Raw genomic sequence first — 18,789 nt, forward strand, 5'->3', positions numbered from 1 at the left:
TGTACCGGATCGTCCCGATGATCCGATAGGGCTGCTTGGGGGAATAAACCTTTATCAGTATGCACCGAATCCGCTGGGATGGATCGACCCGTTAGGATTAAGTTGCTCTAGTGACGCAAAAAAATTATCTGGTAATTTGGGAGCAGCACCAAGTAGTCACTATCGACCACATCATATGGTTATGTCTAATTCCAGCGATGTACGTATGCGGTGGTTACGTAGAAGGATGGATCGTTTAGGTATAGATATAAACGATTCCAGAAATGGTGTATGGCTGCCCAAAAACTCTGATTATCGGTTACCGGGGACAAAAGCTACTGCTCACGGTGGTGAAGGTGTACATGGAAATGCATATAAACAACATGTGTGGGATACGTTGAAAAATGCAAGAACAAAAGCTGATTTTGAAGCTGGGCTTGCACAACTTAAAGTAGAACTAAGTACTGGCAAAACGTTTCCTGTCCAATAAAGAGTATGATCACATGAAAGATTTTCTGAAAAGTTTATATGAAGATTACAATGGAATGTATTCGGAACTGATAGATCAGATGAATAGAGAAAGGACTACTTGTAGATGGGGGTATGGTGTTATGCCTGCCTTCTCTATAGAACCGTATGCATCCGAGCTTTTAGGTTATAAGCCTGGGCGAATGTTGAAAAATAACTCAACTCCTGGAGTAAACAAACAATGCTATTATGTTGATGAACAAAATAGGATAATAGAGAAAATAACATACGCCAGCCATCGTAAGAAAGATAACGAATGGATTGTGTATAGAAATTTTTATATTTATCGTGAAAATACCATTCTTGAACTTTTGTATAGTAGTACATTTGAAAATAGTAAAAATACTGGGTTGAATAAGATTGTATTTATAAATATTGAAAATAACCTGATAAAGAATAAATATACTTTCATGTATGATGGAGAGTATAGTGAGGTGGATTATATTTATAATAATGATAAAATAATGAAAATATACGAAAAAGTATGGTCTTCATTTTATTTTGAGCGAACCTATCTGATAGAATCAAATGATCCATTGATTATTAATGAATGCTTAGGAAATGGTGGAAACATCAGGATCTACCCTACTTAATTTATCAAAGTAAGAGGCTAATAGATGGACTATGATGCGGCTGTTTTAGGGATATACGAGTGAAGCCAGTAGTATGAACCTGCGATGGAGTAGATTTACCGTCCTGACCCGATAGGGCTAAGAGGCGGGTTAAACCTGTATGCTTATGCGCCTAATTCGTTAGGCTGGATCGATCCACTTGGATTATCACGTTGTAACGTTAACGCTCGAGCATATGAAGAAAAAATACAGAATATGTACGGTGGTAAGCTGCCTCAATCCGCAAGAGAATATAATGTCGTCATTAATGGAAATAAAGTTAGGGGAATAGCTGATCACTTTGTTATTATAAATGGGAAAAAAACTGCTATAGAAGCAAAATATGTCGATGATTGGTCCAAGTCTCTACGAAATCCTGAAAGTTCTATTGGTCGTGCACCCTTTGCTATTAAAGAGCAACAAACAATGTTGGCTCAGGCACAGAAATATTCCGTAGCATTTGATAATGTCATTTATCACACGAATAGCTCAGAACTTGCTGCTCATTATAGTGCTATATTTAAGAATGCTGGTCTCAATAACATATCATTTAAGGTAATTCCATGATGTTAGTCGACGAAAGAGAAATTCCTGGTATAACGCCTGTTGAATGGCGAGAATACCGTTATGTTTCAGATGACGGTAATGATCATTTTGTTGGTGAAGGATTGTTTATTGCTGTAACCAACAAAATAGAACCTTCAATTCCAAAGAGTGGTGGCGCAATAACCGAAAATTGTAAATTATGGCTTCCGTCTGGTGAACTTTTACATGCTTTATCATATAAAGGGGATATTGAGGGGTGGCGAAAACAAATTGAACAAGGCGCAAAAGAACTAGGGTTGTTTACTGGTAAGATAGTTGGTAGTGAAATTATTTTATCTGATAATAGACATTACGAACTTGCTAATTGTAAAATAGAATTCTATTGAATTTTTAATAGATTAATAATTAATTTAAAAATGTCTACTTCCGTAAAAGCTAGGGCACCAGGAAGATATATAATATCTTCCTGACTTTTTTACTATTCAACTCTCGTTCAGCACACTAAACATCCCGTCCCGCATTCCCTTAACAGCCTGTTTAACCTGATAAAGCTCCCTGCGCAGTTCCTGTACTTCGTTGTTATCCGCGAGCAGGATCAGGCAACCTTCCGAGATCTTCACGGTAACGCCCGTGCCGATCTCAAATCCCGCTTCTCTCAGCCATTTGGCGCTGATTTTGATCATCGGTGTGTCGCTGCGGTTGGGCAGATAACCCAGGGAAAGATCATCAGAAGTACACTTTTTGTACTAAATAATTCGCATTTTATGTTCAATAATTGAGATATTCCTTATTACCTAAAGCTATTTTTCATTGCTTATACATGATCAAATACTCCTTACATAATTAAGGATAACAAAATTGAACTTAAAAAATTGATGGAACATATTTCTATTATCCCCGATTACAAACAAGCCTGGAAAGTGGAACATAAATTGTCTGATATTCTACTGTTGACTATTTGCGTCGTTATTTCTGGTGCAGAAAGATGTGAAGACATAGAGGATTTTGGAGAAACGCATCTCGATTTTTTGAAGCGATATGGTGATTTTGAAAATGGTATTCCTGTTCACGATATTATTGCCAGAGTTGCATCCTGTATCAGTCCTGTAAAATTTCATGAGTGCTATATTAACTGGATGCGTGAATGTCACTCTTCAGATGATAAAGACGTCATCGCAATTGATGGAAAAACGCTCCAGCACTCTTAAGATAAAAGTCGTCGGAGGGGAGCGACTCTCGTTATTGGTGCATTCTCAACAATGCACAGCCTGGTCTTCGGGAAGATCAAGACGGATGAAAAATCCAATGAGATTATGTGATTTCTGAACGTCTTAACATGATGGGCATTAAAGGAAAAATAATCACCACCGCTCCAATGAATGCCAGAAAGACATCGCAGAGAAGATAGCTCTGGACAAATATTATCACCCGTCAGCCCTTGTTAAGAGCGGAGAGATGTAATCTGGCCAGTCCCCTAATGCTTATAAAGCCCATCGATTTCGCCCATTTTCTTTCGCACGGTATAACGCGGCGTCGGCATCTGAAACAATTTGTTCAGCCGTTTTTGCGGGAGCAGAACAGGCAATCCCCTGACTAACCGTAACAAATGCACTAACAGCAGATGCCTGATGCGGGATAGCTGCCAGTTTAAGTTCTTGATTCACTCTGGCTGCTACCGCCTCAGCTTCCGGCAATGTTGCATTAAAAAGTAGGATGGCAAACTCTTCGCCACCATAACGAGCGACTATATCTTCAGGCTGGCGTATTGCGCGTTGCAGGGCGTCGGCAACTTGTATCAAACATTTATCGCCCGCTGGGTGCCCGTAGGTGTCGTTGTAGCGTTTAAAAAAATCGACATCCAACATAATGAGAGCAAATGACCCGCCGTTATCTATCGCGTCGTGTAAGATACTGTTCATTGCACGTCGGTTTGCTATCCCAGTTAAAGGATCACGATGTGCTAATGCATCAAGGCGATTAATTAACTGGTTGTTGTACTTGTTTTGTTGCCATGCTTCTTCAAACCAACGTAATAAAATAAGTCGCCCACCATATAGCGCCAGTGAAAAAAGGCTCCAGATAACAGCGAAATGAACATTCACATACTGATTGAGAACAAGACTGGCTAACGGGATGCTAAACCATAATGGAGTGATAAATGCGAGTAATGATGGCGTGTGAAAATACAGCGCAACAACGGCACTAAGCATTAATAATACACACAGAGGATAAGCAAAAGGTAGCGTCCAGTGTGCAATGAAATAAAAGCAACACCATGACCATAACAGGCTTAGAATGACCAATAGTTGCTGAATATACAGCACTTTTTTTCGGGAGATGAACAATAAAAGGCCACTAATCAGCAGAATGCCGAAAGATGAAATATCAATAGTATATACAAGGTTTTTCTCATTAAACCCTGAGGTCATGTCCTCATTAAACAAAATACCACGCAGCAAAATCATCGATGAAAAACAGATGTTAATCAAGGCAAACCACGGCAGGCTAATCGACATTCCGCGAATAACCATATCCTGGCGATTTTTCCACGAACAATGAGCGTTTTTTCTTTTATCAGAAACCATTTCTTATAACCAGAAAAGGGCAGGAAACCTGCCCGATTTATACTGAATTTATGGTGTTACTATATTGAACCAAAACTCAAAATTATCCATATAACCTAACAGCTCGTTGAGTTTTTCCGCATTGCCAGTAATTTTGACATCTCCTTTGTCCGTGGCTTCTTTCAGCGTCTCTTCTTTCAGTACTATTTTGTTCAATACATCACGAGACAGAGTGATAGTGGCATCAGCATCCGAAGCCTCTACACCAGCGGTATGATTGAGAACACCATTTTCAAGCTCCACTTTATAGGTGCCGCCATCTTCACCAAAATCGAAATTCAACATGGCTTTAGCGTCTGCCGCTTTCTCACCATTAATATGGACGGCAAGATAATCAAAGAACATCTCTGGCGTCATTGCACGCACAGTGTCAGGGCTGGCAGTATTTGGTGTTGGTAATTTTTGTACGCCGTTACGCAATTCCTGTGCGCCAGTGAGATAGAAATTACGCCACGGCCCAGATTCAGCCTGATAGCCTAACTGCTCAAGCGCATCAGCTTCCAGATTTCTCGCTGCCTGGTTGTTTGGATCCGCAAACACCACCTTACTGACAACCTGAGCAACCCAGCGGAAATTACCCTGGTCATAATCCTGTTTGGCTTTTTGTAAAATGGCATCAGCACCGCCCATATACTCGACAAATTTCTTTGCGCCTTCTTCTGGCGGCAGTTCATCAAGCGTTGCGGGGTTACCATCAAACCAGCCGAGATAAAGCACATAAGTTGCTTTCACATCATGGCTCACCGAACCGTAATAGCCGCGATTCGCCCAGGTGTTAGCCAGTGAAGAGGGCAGTTTAAAGTTTGCGGCAATTTCATCACGGGTCATCCCCTGATTTGCCATACGCAGAGTTTGATCATTGATGTAACGATACAAATCACGCTGGCTTTTAAGCAGTTTGACCACGTTATCGTTGCCCCAGGTTGGCCAGTGATGTTGAGCGAGAATAATCTCGGCTTTATCACCCCATAAATTGAGTGCTTCGTTAATATATTTTGACCACGGCAGCGGTTGGCGAATTTTGGCACCACGCAGCGAATAAGTGTTGTGAAGGGTGTGCGTGACATCTTCTGCCGTTTCGATCAGTTTCTTTTCTTCAATAAACCACAGCATTTCAGAAGGCGCTTCGGAACCTGGCGCCATCAGAAAATCATAGGTCAACCCGTCAATAGTTTCTTTTTGCCCGGTTTTGGTGATGTAGTTAGTAGGAGCAATCAACGTGACCGTTCCTGCTGAAGTGGTTGTTCCCAGTCCCGCGCCGACCTGGCCTTTAACATCAGGTTTCAATAAGTTGCCATACATATAACTGGCTCGTCGGCTCATCACATTGCCAGCCATAATATTTTCGGAAACGGCCTCCTCCAAAAATCCGGCTGGCGCATAGATTTTAACTTTGCCTGATTTAACGTCAGCTTCATCAATTACGCCGCGAACACCACCGTAGTGATCGACATGACTGTGTGTGTAGATAACCGCCACTACCGGTTTCTGGCCGCGATTTTTGTAATAGAGATCCATCCCAACTTTGGCTGTTTCTGCTGAAACAAGTGGATCAACGACGGTAATACCCTCTTTGCCTTCAATGATGGTCATATTTGATAAATCAAGGTTACGAATCTGATAGACACCTTCAGTCACTTCAAATAATCCGCTGATATTTATCAGTTGCGCCTGACGCCATAAACTTGGATTCACCGTATCAGGGGCTTTATCGCCTTCTTTGATAAAAGCGTATTGTTGTGGATCCCATATAACATTTCCTTGTTCGCCCTTAATCACGTCCTGAGGAATAGGGGCAATAAAACCTTTATGGGCATCAGTAAAGTCAGTGTTATCGGAAAACGGCAACTGGTTATAGAGTAAATTGTTTGCTTGCTGCGTGGCTGCGGTGGCGTTTTTAGGGGCTTCCGCCGCGAGGAGAGGTAAGGAACTGGTGGTGAATAATCCCGTTATTAGCAGACTTTTAACAATATGATTAAGCTGCATCTTAAGTGTCTCCAGAATGGATTTTTATTGGGGGTAATTACGGATGCAAATTTTTAGTGAGGGCAAGAATAACTATAATGGGCGTTAACAAATTGGCAAGCCGGGAACTTGATGTTTTCTTAATGGCATATTGGCGAAGAATATATTCTGCAAGTTAACGTTTTCGTTGGTGCCTTATTTAAAAGGGTGTAGTACAAATATATACAATTTCAAGTAGGCATTATTGCCGTAAAAACGCATTACCGGACACACGACATTCACAACGTGTGTTAATTTTACTGACATCTTTCAAAAGGAGCACAATCATGCCGCACATAGACATTAAATGTTTTCCGCGTGAACTGGACGAGCAACAAAAAGCAGCGCTTGCTGCAGATATTACCGACGTTATTATTCGCCATCTGAACAGTAAAGACAGTTCGATAAGCATTGCGCTACAGCAGATTCAACCAGAATCATGGCAAGCTATCTGGGACGCCGAAATCGCGCCCCAAATGGATGCCTTGATAAAGAAACCTGGTTACAGCATGTAATGCTTAGCCAGCCGTAACACGCTTGCCGCTGGTAACAAACGTGCCAGCACCTAAATGATGCAACGTATTGAGTTTATCATCATCAAACTGCCAGCGGCCTTCGACAAATACCCGTGCGTCTGCCGCTGCCGATACCACTTCGCCAAACAGCGTGTCGTATTTCTCCTGCGCAGAAGTCGCTGGTAGCAATCGGCACTCCATCCACGCCAGACATTTCTCTTCAACAAGTGGCAAACTAAGCACCGGACCTTTCACCACCGGAATGCCATAGCAATTAAATTTATCCTCTTCACGCCCAGATACACTTCCCACTGCCCACGTCCAGTTAGTCGCTGCAACGCCTGGGATAACGATGCCAAATTTACCGTTACGCTCAATCAACTCCCTCGTCCATGTCGATTTATCTACCACAATCGCCACGCGTGGAGGTTCAAACTCCACCGGCATCGACCAGGCTGCAGCCATAATGTTACGCCGCTGGGATTGCTCATCTAAACTGGTGATCAGGACAGTAGGGCCATGATTTAACAGACGGCTGGCATGGTGTAATTCGACGGGGATGAATCGGCTCACGGTATCGCCTCGCTAAGAAGGTTGTTTTAAAAGCGTAGCTCGTAACGCAATAAGCAACGAAATTAACGGGATCGGCGATTTGCGAACGTGATGCATGTCCGCGATCGCACAAAATAGCCTGTGCGGCGTCTATTCCAGGTTATAAGTTGATAAAACCACTAACGGAAACGCCTGATGACGCCCATTCTGAATCATTATTTTGCCCGCATTAACTGGTCGGGAGCTGCTGCGGTCAATATTGATACGCTTCGTGCATTACACCTGAAACACAATTGCACCATTCCATTTGAAAATCTTGATGTTCTGCTGCCGAGGGAAATGCAGCTTGATGATCAATCTCTGGAAGAGAAATTGGTGTTCGCCCGGCGTGGCGGTTATTGCTTTGAACAGAATGGCGTGTTTGAGCGGGTATTACGCGAGCTGGGTTTTCATGTACGTAGTCTGTTAGGGCGCGTAGTGTTATCTAATCCACCATCATTACCGCCGCGCACGCACCGTCTGTTGTTAGTAGAACTGGAAGGTGAACAATGGATTGCCGACGTTGGTTTTGGTGGTCAGACGCTGACCGCGCCAATCCGTTTAGTGCCGGATATCGCGCAAACAACGCCACATGGCGAATATCGGCTGTTACAGGAAGGGGACGACTGGGTTTTGCAGTTTAATCATCATCAGCACTGGCAGTCGATGTACCGTTTTGATCTCTGCGAGCAGCAACAAAGCGATTATGTGATGGGTAATTTCTGGTCGGCGCACTGGCCGCAATCGCATTTTCGCCATCATTTGTTAATGTGCCGCCATTTGCCGGACGGTGGCAAGCTGACACTGACCAATTTTCATTTCACCCATTATGAAAATGGACATGCAGTGGAGCAGCTAAATCTACCGGATGTGGTGTCGTTGTATGCGGTGATGCAGGAGCAGTTTGGACTGGGCGTGGATGATGCCAAACATGGGTTTACTGTGGATGAGTTAGCGTTGGTGATGGCAGCGTTTGATACACATCCGGAGGCGGGGAAATAGTTTGTGCCAGAGTGCCGGATGCGGCGTAAACGCCTTATCCGGCGATTGTAGGCCTGATAAACGAAGCGCATCAGGCAATTTGTTTTTCTGCCATCTATTGCAACGGTTTCAGAGTTCAATTGCCCATTCGGCATGGAAAAGAATCACCGCAGTGCCAGAAATGGTGACATTCTCCGGCTGGTTATCGCGAATTGTCACCGTCACATCAATCACTCCATCACGACCCAATGCGCGCCCCTGATGGCCTTTAACACGCAACATGCTGCCATCGTGGGGCAATACGTTGTGATGTACCAACCATGCACCCATCGGACCATTGGCATTGCCGGTCACCGGATCTTCCACAATACCAATCGCAGGCGAGAACATGCGACCATCGGTTTCATTTTTGCCTGGGCGGATCTGGAACGGGAAGAAACCATTGCAGCCAATCTGTTTACTGATAGCGGTCAGCGCAGCAAGGTCAGGCGAAAGGGCGTCGATATCCACTTCTGTTTTCAGCGGAATCATCACTTTTGAGTGTCCTGTTGTTGCGACCTGAATTGGCAAGCCTGGCAAAATATCGTCTTCAGTGAGATGAAGCGCGTTGATAATCGCCGCACGTGTCTCACCTTCCAGCGGTGGCTCAAAGCCAGGAAAACCTTGTTCCAGCGAAATACGATAATCATCGTTGTGCTTTTCGATAGTCACGCGGTGTTTTCCTGCCAGCGACGTTTGCCAGACCGTGCAATTTCCCAAACCTAATACCTTCGAACGTACATAATGTGCTGCCACGGTCGCGTGACCGCAAATCGGCACTTCAACCGTTGGCGTAAAGTAGCGAATGCGCACATCGCTGTCGTCGCTGTGCAGCAGAAAAGCAGTTTCCGAATGCCCTAATTCGCGGGCGATAAGTTGCATTTGCGCTTCACTGAGATTATCGGCAGGGAAAACAACACCGGCAGAATTGCCGCGAAACGGTTGAGAGGTAAAAGCATCGACGTGGTAAACCTGCGGTTTCATTAACGTTCTCCTGTGGCTGGAGAACTATCATAGCCTGCAACAGGCCGGAGAGCGAAGGGCTATCCGGCCAGGGTGATGATTATCGCCGCGAACGCACAATCTGATACCGACGAGTAAAGTACTCAAACGGCGCGCTCCAGACATGCACCAGTCGTGTGAACGGGAAGAGCAGGAAGATGGTCATCCCCAACACCAGATGCAGACGGAAAATATAAGCTACACCATCAAGATGCGTCGATGCACCGCCCTGGAAAGTGACAATGCTTTGCGCCCAGCCCACCAGCTTCATCATTTCACTGCCGTCCGGATGTTGTGCTGAAAAGGGAATGGTGGTTAACCCAAGAATGCACTGAATTAACAAAATGGCGAGGATCAGGATATCCGCACCAGAAGACGTCGCCCTGATACGCGGATTTGTTAAACGACGCACCAGCAGCCCCGCACCGCCAATCAACGTCAATACACCGCAAATACCACCGAGCACCATCGCCATCTGCTGTTTTACCGCCACCGGCAGAAACCACGCGTACATCCAGTGCGGCGTTAACATGCCAAACAGATGGCCGAAGAAGATCCCCAGAATGCCGATATGGAACAAGTTCGACCACAGCACCATCCCGCGTTTATCCAGCATCTGGCTGGAGGCGGCGCGCCAGCTATACTGCCCGTAATCGTAGCGCAGCCAGCTTCCAAGGATAAAAACCGTGCCACACAAGTACGGGTAGATATCGTAAAAAAAGACGTTCAGATACTGAATCATTTCCCACCTCCCGCACTGATGTCGACATACTGCGGCGCGACATCCTGGCTAAAGCGTCGCTGATATTGATTAAGCGGCGAGCTGTCACACGCCGTGGCGTTATCTTCAATAAACTTCACCTGTTCCTCTTCCCACACCGCATCCAGCGCCTGACGGGTGTCGTCGCGCTCTTCGCTGCGAATCTGTTTAGTGACACTGTCACTTGAAAGTGTACTACCCGCCAGATGCAACAGGGCGTCAAACAACGAATACCACGGTGCCTCGCGTTGTTTTAAGCGTCCGCCAAGCAGGGCGAGGATCGGCGCAACGTTGAGTACCCCTTCTTTCGCCTGATCGTCCGGCAGTACGCTTAAATACTCCAGATACAGCGGCAGATAATCAGGCAGTTCCCGACAATCCAGTTGCAGACCGACCTTTTCATACTCCGCCAGCAGGTTCACCATTGCCTGGCCTCGATCGCGGGACTCGGCATGAACGTGTTCGAACAGCAGCAGCGATGTGGTACGTCCACGGTCAAACACTTCGCACCATTCGGCCTGTTTATCCAGCAGCGGCGCGTCAAGCAGGTTACGGGTGAAATCCGTAAGCATCGGCGCGTCGCGGCGGATCAACGCCAGCGCGTCCTCCTTGCATTCCCACAACAGCTCGTCCGGATACTCCATCAACAGGCCGATCACTTTGAGGATCTGCATTATTCGCCCTCCGCTTTATTGCGTACTTCGGTAATGTCGATGGCATCAATCCGGCTACTATTGAACAGGTTGAATTTGCTGTCCGAGCCGTGGCAACCGTCGCCAAAAGTAAAGCCGCAGCCGTTGCGTTCTGCGAAGGCATCGCCCGCCATTTCACGATGGCTGGTCGGAATGACAAAACGATCTTCATAGTTGGCGATAGCGAGATAGCGATACATATCTTCGACCTGAGCGACGCTCAAACCCACTTCGTCGATGGCACGGGTATCCGTTACGCCTTCCACGGTTTGTGAGCGCATATAGTGGCGCATCGCCATCATCCTTTTTAGCGCCCGCAGTACCGGGCCGGTATCGCCGGCACTCAACATATTGGCGAGATATTGCACCGGAATACGCAGGCTTTCGATGGCGGGGAGCACGCCTTCGCTTTTCGGCAAACCGCCCGCATCAGCGTAGGACTGAATCGGCGACAACGGAGGAACGTACCAGACCATCGGCAGGGTGCGATATTCAGGGTGCAGCGGTAGCGCCAGTTTCCAGTCCATCGCCATTTTGTAGACAGGCGAACGCTGAGCAGCTTCAATCACGTTTTGTGGAATACCTTGTTTCAGGGCTTCCTCGATCACTGAGGGATCGTGCGGATCGAGGAACACTTCGCACTGGCGCTCATAGAGATCAACCTCGCGTTCGGTGCTCGCCGCTTCCTCAATGCGGTCGGCGTCGTAAAGCAGCACGCCCAGATACCGGATGCGACCCACGCAGGTTTCTGAGCACACGGTGGGTTGGCCTGACTCAATTCGCGGATAACAGAAGATACATTTTTCTGACTTGCCGCTTTTCCAGTTGAAGTAGATTTTTTTGTACGGACAACCGCTAATGCACAAACGCCAGCCTCGGCATTTATCCTGATCGATCAGCACAATGCCGTCTTCTTCGCGTTTGTAGATAGCGCCGCTGGGGCAGGTCGCCACGCAGCTGGGATTGAGGCAGTGTTCGCACAGGCGCGGTAGATACATCATGAAGGTGTTTTCAAACTGCCCGTACATCTCCTTTTGCATGGCCTCGAAGTTGCGGTCGCGGGCGCGTTTTTCAAACTCGCCGCCCAGCAGTTCTTCCCAGTTTGGCCCCCAGATCACTTTGTCCATCCGTTTGCCGTCAATCAGTGAACGCGGGCGAGCAGTAGGAATATGTTTACCTTCCGGCGCGCTATGCAAATGTTCGTAGTCGAAGGTGAAAGGTTCGTAGTAATCGTCAATCTGCGGGACGACCGGGTTGGCGAAAATTTTGGTAATCACGCCCATCTTGCTGCCCAGACGCGGACGGATCTTACCGTTGACATCGCGGACCCAGCCGCCTTGCCACTCTTCCTGATCTTCCCAGTTTTTCGGGTAACCAATGCCCGGTTTGGTTTCGACGTTGTTAAACCATGCGTACTCCATGCCCTCGCGTCCGGTCCAGACGTTTTTGCAGGTCACCGAACAGGTATGGCAGCCGATACATTTATCGAGGTTAAGCACCATGCCGACTTGCGAACGTATTTTCATTTTTTCGCCTCCTGTACCTGATCGCGACCTTCATCATCCAGCCAGTTAACGTTCTTCATCTTGCGGATCATGATGAATTCGTCGCGGTTCGAGCCGACGGTGCCGTAGTAGTTGAAGCCCCAGGCCAGCTGCGCGTAACCGCCAATCATATGCGTCGGTTTCGGGCAAACGCGGGTGACCGAGTTATGAATGCCGCCGCGCATGCCGGTTACTTCCGAGCCGGGGATATTCATAATGCGTTCCTGGGCGTGATACATCATAGTCATACCCGGCGGTACACGTTGGCTGACCACCGCGCGGGCAGTCAGCGCGCCGTTGGCGTTAAACACTTCCACCCAGTCGTTATCGACAATGGTCAGTTCACGGGCATCGGTTTCGCTGATCCAGACAATCGGCCCGCCGCGAGAGAGCGTCAGCATCAGCAGGTTTTCACTGTAGGTTGAGTGAATGCCCCATTTCTGGTGCGGCGTCAGGAAGTTAAGTGCTTTTTCCGGGAAGCCGTTTGGTGGGATCTGGCGCATTTCACTGACGCTGCGGGTGTCGATAGGCGGGCGATAAGCCACCAGGCTTTCACCGAAGGCACGCATCCACGGATGATCCTGATAGAGCTGCTGACGGCCCGACAGCGTGCGCCACGGAATTAACTCATGAACGTTGGTGTATCCGGCGTTGTAGGAGACGTGATCGCTTTCCAGACCGGACCAGGTGGGGCTGGAGATAATTTTACGCGGCTGCGCCTGAATATCGCGAAAGCGAATCTTCTCGTCCTCTTTGTGCAGCGCCAGATGAGTATGTTCGCGTCCGGTGATCTCGCCCAGCGCCTGCCACGCTTTAACTGCAACATGACCGTTGGTTTCCGGTGCCAGTGCCAGAATCACTTCCGATGCATCAATAGCGGTGTCAATCAGCGGACGCCCCTGTGCCGGGCCATCGCGTTTGGTGTAATTGAGTTTGCCGAGGAAATCGATTTCAACCTGGGTATTCCACGAAATCCCTTTGCCGCCGTTGCCAAGTTTATCCATCAATGGCCCGAGCGAGGTAAAGCGTTCATAAGTAGCAGGGTAGTCGCGTTCCACCGCTACAATATTCGGCGCGGTTTTACCCGGGATCAGATCGCATTCGCCTTTGCGCCAGTCGAGCACTTCACACGGCTGTGAGAGCTCTGCCGGAGAGTCGTGTAACAACGGCTGCAGCACAACATCCGTTTCTTTGCCGAGATGTCCCACGCACACTTGCGAAAAGGCTTTGGCGATACCTTTGTAGATTTCCCAGTCGCTGCGTGATTCCCAGGCCGGATCGACCGCCGCAGAAAGTGGATGAATAAACGGATGCATATCCGAGGTATTCATATCGTCTTTTTCGTACCAGGTGGCGGTAGGCAGAACAATATCGGAGAACAGGCAGGTACTGGACATGCGGAAGTCGAGCGTCACCAGCAGGTCGAGCTTGCCTTCAATCGCTGCAGTTTGCCACTCAACTTCTTCCGGTTGGATCCCCTCCGTCGGTCCAAGTTCTTCCCCCTGAATACCACTTTCCGTACCCAGCAGATACTTCTGCATATACTCGTGGCCCTTGCCAGAAGAGCCAAGCAGGTTTGAACGCCAGACAAACAGGTTACGCGGATGGTTGCTGCCGTTGTCCGGCTGTTCGCAGGCCATGCGTAACTCACCTGACTTCAGTGCCTGGGCGGTAAATTCGGCGGGGGATAATCCGGCCTTGTCGGCTTCGGCTTTCAGGGAGAGCGGGTTACGCCCCAGCTGCGGCGCAGAAGGGAGCCAGCCCATACGTTCGGCGCGAACGTTGAAATCAATCAGATGACCGCTGTATTTACTGGCATCGGCGAGCGGTGAGAGCAATTCCTGCGCGGTGACTTTTTCATAGCGCCATTGGCTGGAGTGATTGTAGAAAAACGAGGTGCTGTTCATCTGGCGCGGTGGGCGGTTCCAGTCGAGCGCAAAGGCCAGCGGCAACCAGCCGGTTTGTGGGCGCAGTTTTTCCTGACCGACATAGTGCGCCCAGCCGCCGCCGCTTTGCCCGACACACCCGCAGAAGATCAGCATATTGATCATCCCACGGTAGTTCATATCCATGTGATACCAGTGGTTGACGCCAGCACCGAGGATAATCATCGAGCGCCCATGCGTTTTATGGGCGGTATCGGCAAATTCGCGGGCGATGGTTTCAATATACTGGCGCGGTACGCCGGTAATTTGCTCACCCCAGGCTGGGGTGTACGGTTTGATTTCAGCGTAATCTTTCGCGCTGCTTTCATCTTCCAGCCCGCGATCGAGGCCGTAATTCGCCAGTACCAAATCATAAACGCTGACGACCGGACAGTTGCTGCCATCGGCTAATGTCAGGTTTTTAACGGGTAATTGACGCACCAGTACCGGATCGTGTTTTACGCTGCGAAAGTGCGGATTTTCAATGCCGCCAAAGTAGGGGAAGGCCACGCCTGCAACGGTGTCGTGTTGACCGAGCAGGGTTAACGACAATTCGGTTTCCGTACCGGCGGCAATGGATTCCAGATTCCATTTGCCTTTTTCGCCCCAGCGGAAACCAATCGAACCGTTCGGCACCACCAGTTCACCTGCGGTATTAACCGCCACGGTTTTCCACTGCGGATTGTTGCTTTCGCCCAGTCCATCCACCAGGTCAGACGCGCGGATCATACGCCCGGGAACATAGCTGCCATCTTCACGAGTTTCCAGCATTACCAGCATCGGCATATCGCTGTAGCGGCGGCAGTAGTTGATAAAGTAATCGCTGGGATTATCGAGATGAAACTCTTTTAAAATCACATGGCCCATCGCCATCGCCAGGGCGCTATCAGTGCCTTGCTTTGGCGCCAGCCACTGGTCGCACAGTTTCGCTACTTCCGAGTAGTCAGGGGTAATGGCGATAGTTTTGGTGCCTTTGTAGCGCACTTCAGTAAAGAAGTGAGCGTCTGGCGTGCGCGTCTGCGGTACGTTAGATCCCCAGGCGATGATGTAGCTGGAGTTATACCAGTCTGCGGATTCCGGCACGTCGGTTTGCTCGCCCCAGGTCATTGGCGAGGCGGGAGGCAGGTCGCAATACCAGTCGTAGAAACTTAAACAGGTGCCGCCAAGCAGCGACAGATAACGCGTTCCGGCGGCGTAAGATACCATCGACATCGCCGGAATCGGTGAGAAACCGGCAACGCGATCCGGGCCATAGGTTTTGATGGTCCAGACGTTAGCAGCGGCAATCAGCTGGTTTAGTTCCTGCCAGTTGGAGCGGATAAACCCGCCGCGCCCACGCACTTGTTTGTAGCTTAAGCACTTTTGCGGGTCATTCATAATCGATGCCCACGCCAGTACCGGATCGTTGTGCTGTTTAAGGGCTTCGCGCCACAGTTCAATCAGTCGTTTACGAATTAACGGGTATTTCAGGCGATTAGCGCTGTAAAGATACCAGGAGTAACTTGCGCCGCGTGGGCATCCGCGGGGTTCATGATTGGGCAGGTCAGGGCGAGTGCGCGGGTAGTCGGTCTGCTGGATTTCCCAGGTCACCAGGCCATTTTTAACGTAGATTTTCCAGCTACAGGAGCCAGTACAGTTAACGCCGTGGGTGGAACGCACGATTTTGTCGAATTGCCAACGCTGACGATAGCTATCTTCCCAGTCGCGGTTGCTATGCATCACCTGTCCGTGACCATCGGCAAAGGTTTCGCCCTTTTGTTTGAAGTAGCGAAAGCGATCCAAAAGTTTACTCATGACATGACTCCTGCTCCAGGAATGATTTGGGATCTGATGCCTTGTCGGATGCGACACGGTTGTACATCAGGCATCGATCTCTTATTTTTGGCTGAACTTCCGCCGACCATAAACCAGCCAGGTCAGCAGTACACAGATGATGTAAAAGATTAAAAACACTTTCATCGCGCCCACTGGCGAGCCGGTCATATTGAGCGACATGCCAAATGCTTGTGGAATAAAGAAGCCGCCCACCGCGCCGATGGCCGAAATAAAGCCCAGCGCCGCCGCCGTTTCAGTGATTGCTTCTCGCTGGGCCTGTTCATCGCTACCGCCTTTCATCTTCACGCGATAAACCGTTATCTGGCGAAAGATGACGGCGATCATCTGGAAAGTAGAACCACTTCCCAAACCAGCGGTAAGGAATAACCCCATAAACACAGCGTAAAATGCGATGAAATTGCCGGAACCCGTGCCAGGTAGGGTAAGGAACAGCAGGGCGCTGAAAATCGCCATAAAAATGAAGTTGATAAGCGTCACCCGCACGCCGCCAAATTTATCGGAAATAGCACCACCCACCGACCGCGCGATGGCACCGATAAATGGGCCAAAGAACGCCAGGCGCAGAATATTCACATCCGGGAACTGTGTTTTTGCCAGCATGGCAAATCCGGCGGAAAAACCGATAAACGAGCCAAAGGTAGCGAGATAGAGCAGACTCAGCAGCCACAGATGCAACCGTTGCAAAACGGGCAACTGGTCAGCAATTGACGCACGTGAACTGGCAATATCATTCATCCCTGACCAGGCGGCGATAGTGGCAATCGCCAGTAGCGGTACCCAAATCCATGCGGCATTCGCCAGCGACATCACAGAACCATCGGCCTGCGGTACGCCATTGACGCCAAGAAAAGCAAATACCGGTACAAAAATCACCAGCGGCGCAACCAGTTGCATCACGCTGACGCCTAAATTCCCCAACCCGCCATTAATCCCTAATGCACTGCCTTGTTTGGCTTTCGGGAAGAAAAAACTGATATTTCCCATACTCGAAGCAAAGTTCGCGCCAGCAAAACCACAGAGCAAAGCAATAACAATAAATATCCCAAAAGGGGTATTCGGATTTTGCACAGCAATACCGAGCCAGACGCAAGGAATAATCAGAATCGCGGTACTAAAAACTGTCCAACGGCGTCCACCGAATATAGGCACCATAAAGGAGTAGGGAACACGCAATAATGCGCCGGAAACGGAAGGTAAGGCGGTTAATAAAAAAAGCTGATCGGTAGTGAAATTAAAGCCGATTTTATTGAGATTAACGGCAACTGCGCTAAATAACATCCAGACACAGAAGGCAAGGAGTAAACAACTTACTGATATCCAGAGGTTTCTTCTGGCAATGTGTTTTCCTTTATTTTCCCAGAAGGCCGGGTTTTCTGGCTTCCAGTCGCGCAAAAGGTAACGATTATTTTTCTCATTTTGTAGTGCCATATTCTTCCTCACATGCACACATTGTTAATGAAAAAAAGACAAGGCAGGACATTGGACGCAATGGTCCGTTATTAGAATTAAGAGTAGATATAGTGAAGTGCTGATTGAAAGAATAGATAACAAAGCGAAACTGCGGGGGGAGAAAGCTGATTATCTGAATGGATATGTGTTACTGAATGTAACAGTGATGCATCATATTTGTTACTTATTCTTAGACTAACATACGGCAAACGTATTTGTTGCCGTATGAATCGTGGCTTTATTGTCGTAGCCTTTGCTTATCGTTGACGCGTTGCCAGCCAGCAGAGCAGGGAACCGCCGCAGACCATCAATGCGCCTTGCCAGAAAGAGAATGATAGCGGAGCACTGAGCAGTACCGCAGCAAGCGCCGACGAAAGCACAGGCGTAAAATACGAACCTACCGCCATAATGGTGACGTTGCCATGTAAAATGCCGACGTTCCACGCCGCGTAAGCAAATCCTAAGGTAAATGCCGCTGAGATAAGTTTTATAATGACGGGCGTGCTAAATACCATCTCCGGTTGCGGCGTTAAAAAATAGTAAACCCACAAACTTGCTCCTGTCAGTAGGACGAAAACGGTAATACCGTTAAATCCACGGGCATATTTATTGGTGACCGTGCAATAAGCGGCCCAGATAAAAGCACCAATAAAAGCCAGGCAATAACTCAACGGGCTGGTAGTGATATTGTTGATAATTTCATCCGGCTTGAGGCCATTTTCACCCCCTAATACCCAGCAGACGCCACCAAGGGCTAATAATAATCCTGGTACAATCAGCCAGTTGGTTTTCTGGCCATTAAACAGAATGGCAAAAAGTATCGTCAGACTGGGCCATAAATAGTTCACCATGCCCACTTCAATTGCCTGATGACGGGTTGCTGCATACCCTAAGGAAAGTGCCAGACAGATTTCATAGCTGACGAATAAGAAACTCCCCGCAAGTAAATAACCTTTGGGGATCTGCCGAATGCGCGGGAATCCAACGGTGAATATTAACAGCAGCCCGCTTAATGAATAAATAGCTGCGGCGCCGCCAACTGGACCGAGCCCCTCACTGACACCGCGAATCAATCCTACCATCGTGCTCCACAGGACGATCGCTATTAGCCCTATGAGCGTTGCTTTTTGTCGTGTCATGCTCGCTGTTTAGTCTCTCTTGCC

Annotated in this window: 17 protein-coding genes and 1 pseudogene; 7 read left to right on the top strand and 11 right to left on the bottom strand. The window is 48.4% G+C overall.

Features of this window, described 5'->3' with window-relative positions; translation table 11 throughout:
- The 4 genes from FEK47_RS20875 to FEK47_RS20890 all read left to right on the top strand — a co-directional run.
- Positions 1–469 (top strand): AHH domain-containing protein (locus tag FEK47_RS20875; protein WP_171020863.1); only part of this gene is annotated, 469 nt, incomplete at its 5' end.
- Positions 470–482: 13 nt separating this feature from the next.
- Positions 483–1,100 (top strand): hypothetical protein, encoded by a 618-nt coding sequence (locus FEK47_RS20880; RefSeq protein WP_138183359.1) that lies wholly within the window; start codon positions 483–485, stop codon positions 1,098–1,100.
- 234 nt (positions 1,101–1,334) lie between these two features.
- Entirely contained in the window at positions 1,335–1,685 is a 351-nt protein-coding gene (locus FEK47_RS20885; protein ID WP_240730981.1) for a hypothetical protein, read from the top strand.
- Positions 1,682–2,050, top strand: coding sequence for a hypothetical protein (locus FEK47_RS20890; RefSeq protein ID WP_135487784.1), 369 nt, complete (start codon positions 1,682–1,684; stop codon positions 2,048–2,050). Before FEK47_RS20885 ends, FEK47_RS20890 begins: the two co-directional genes overlap by 4 nt.
- Before the next feature lie 96 nt (positions 2,051–2,146).
- Here FEK47_RS20890 and FEK47_RS20895 read toward each other — a convergent pair whose 3' ends face one another.
- Positions 2,147–2,380: a SymE family type I addiction module toxin gene (locus FEK47_RS20895; RefSeq protein WP_032320587.1), complete on the bottom strand. Its 234-nt coding sequence runs from the start codon at positions 2,378–2,380 to the stop codon at positions 2,147–2,149.
- A gap of 141 nt (positions 2,381–2,521) precedes the next feature.
- Between FEK47_RS20895 and FEK47_RS20900 the strand changes: the two are divergent.
- Positions 2,522–3,071 (top strand): annotated as a pseudogene (locus FEK47_RS20900) (ISAs1 family transposase); the annotation flags it as partial.
- Between the two features lie 74 nt (positions 3,072–3,145).
- Here the strand turns inward: FEK47_RS20900 and FEK47_RS20905 are convergent.
- Both FEK47_RS20905 and FEK47_RS20910 read right to left on the bottom strand, forming a co-directional pair.
- Positions 3,146–4,195, bottom strand: a complete 1,050-nt coding sequence (locus FEK47_RS20905) for a GGDEF domain-containing protein (protein ID WP_135487787.1) — start codon at positions 4,193–4,195, stop codon at positions 3,146–3,148.
- A 102-nt stretch (positions 4,196–4,297) separates the two neighbouring features.
- A complete protein-coding gene (locus tag FEK47_RS20910) occupies positions 4,298–6,274 on the bottom strand; it encodes an alkyl sulfatase dimerization domain-containing protein (RefSeq protein WP_135487783.1) in 1,977 nt (658 codons plus the stop codon).
- Between the two features lie 305 nt (positions 6,275–6,579).
- Between FEK47_RS20910 and pptA the strand changes: the two genes are divergently transcribed.
- Complete coding sequence (gene pptA, locus FEK47_RS20915; RefSeq protein ID WP_130210863.1) at positions 6,580–6,807, top strand: tautomerase PptA; 228 nt, start codon at positions 6,580–6,582, stop codon at positions 6,805–6,807.
- 3 nt (positions 6,808–6,810) lie between these two features.
- On the opposite strand, the gene FEK47_RS20920 is transcribed toward pptA, so the two are convergent.
- Positions 6,811–7,380: a flavin reductase family protein gene (locus tag FEK47_RS20920; RefSeq protein ID WP_135487782.1), complete on the bottom strand. Its 570-nt coding sequence runs from the start codon at positions 7,378–7,380 to the stop codon at positions 6,811–6,813.
- Positions 7,381–7,554: 174 nt separating this feature from the next.
- Between FEK47_RS20920 and nhoA the strand changes: the two genes are divergently transcribed.
- Positions 7,555–8,400, top strand: a complete 846-nt coding sequence (gene nhoA, locus FEK47_RS20925) for an N-hydroxyarylamine O-acetyltransferase (RefSeq protein ID WP_135487781.1) — start codon at positions 7,555–7,557, stop codon at positions 8,398–8,400.
- A gap of 108 nt (positions 8,401–8,508) precedes the next feature.
- Here nhoA and FEK47_RS20930 read toward each other — a convergent pair whose 3' ends face one another.
- The 7 genes from FEK47_RS20930 to yddG form a co-directional block, all read right to left on the bottom strand.
- Positions 8,509–9,402: a PhzF family isomerase gene (locus FEK47_RS20930; protein WP_135487780.1), complete on the bottom strand. Its 894-nt coding sequence runs from the start codon at positions 9,400–9,402 to the stop codon at positions 8,509–8,511.
- 79 nt (positions 9,403–9,481) lie between these two features.
- Positions 9,482–10,162, bottom strand: a complete 681-nt coding sequence (narI, locus tag FEK47_RS20935) for a respiratory nitrate reductase subunit gamma (RefSeq protein ID WP_130224843.1) — start codon at positions 10,160–10,162, stop codon at positions 9,482–9,484.
- Positions 10,159–10,854 (bottom strand): nitrate reductase molybdenum cofactor assembly chaperone, encoded by a 696-nt coding sequence (gene narW, locus FEK47_RS20940; RefSeq protein WP_135487779.1) that lies wholly within the window; start codon positions 10,852–10,854, stop codon positions 10,159–10,161. The genes narI and narW overlap by 4 nt, the downstream gene beginning before the upstream one ends.
- Positions 10,854–12,398 carry a nitrate reductase subunit beta gene (gene narH / locus FEK47_RS20945; RefSeq protein WP_130210513.1) on the bottom strand — a complete coding sequence of 515 codons (1,545 nt, stop codon included), beginning with the start codon at positions 12,396–12,398 and terminating at the stop codon, positions 10,854–10,856. The genes narW and narH overlap by 1 nt, the downstream gene beginning before the upstream one ends.
- On the bottom strand, positions 12,395–16,135 hold the full coding sequence (gene narZ / locus FEK47_RS20950; RefSeq protein WP_135487778.1) for a nitrate reductase Z subunit alpha: 3,741 nt from the start codon (positions 16,133–16,135) through the stop codon (positions 12,395–12,397). The genes narH and narZ overlap by 4 nt, the downstream gene beginning before the upstream one ends.
- 81 nt (positions 16,136–16,216) lie before the next feature.
- Positions 16,217–17,605: a nitrate/nitrite transporter NarU gene (gene narU, locus FEK47_RS20955; RefSeq protein ID WP_130210509.1), complete on the bottom strand. Its 1,389-nt coding sequence runs from the start codon at positions 17,603–17,605 to the stop codon at positions 16,217–16,219.
- 278 nt (positions 17,606–17,883) lie between these two features.
- Positions 17,884–18,765 (bottom strand): aromatic amino acid efflux DMT transporter YddG, encoded by an 882-nt coding sequence (gene yddG / locus FEK47_RS20960; RefSeq protein WP_130210507.1) that lies wholly within the window; start codon positions 18,763–18,765, stop codon positions 17,884–17,886.
- Between the last annotated feature and the right edge of the window lie 24 nt (positions 18,766–18,789).

Origin of the sequence: Escherichia sp. E3659 (assembly GCF_005781135.1) — a bacterium.
Lineage (GTDB): Bacteria > Pseudomonadota > Gammaproteobacteria > Enterobacterales > Enterobacteriaceae > Escherichia.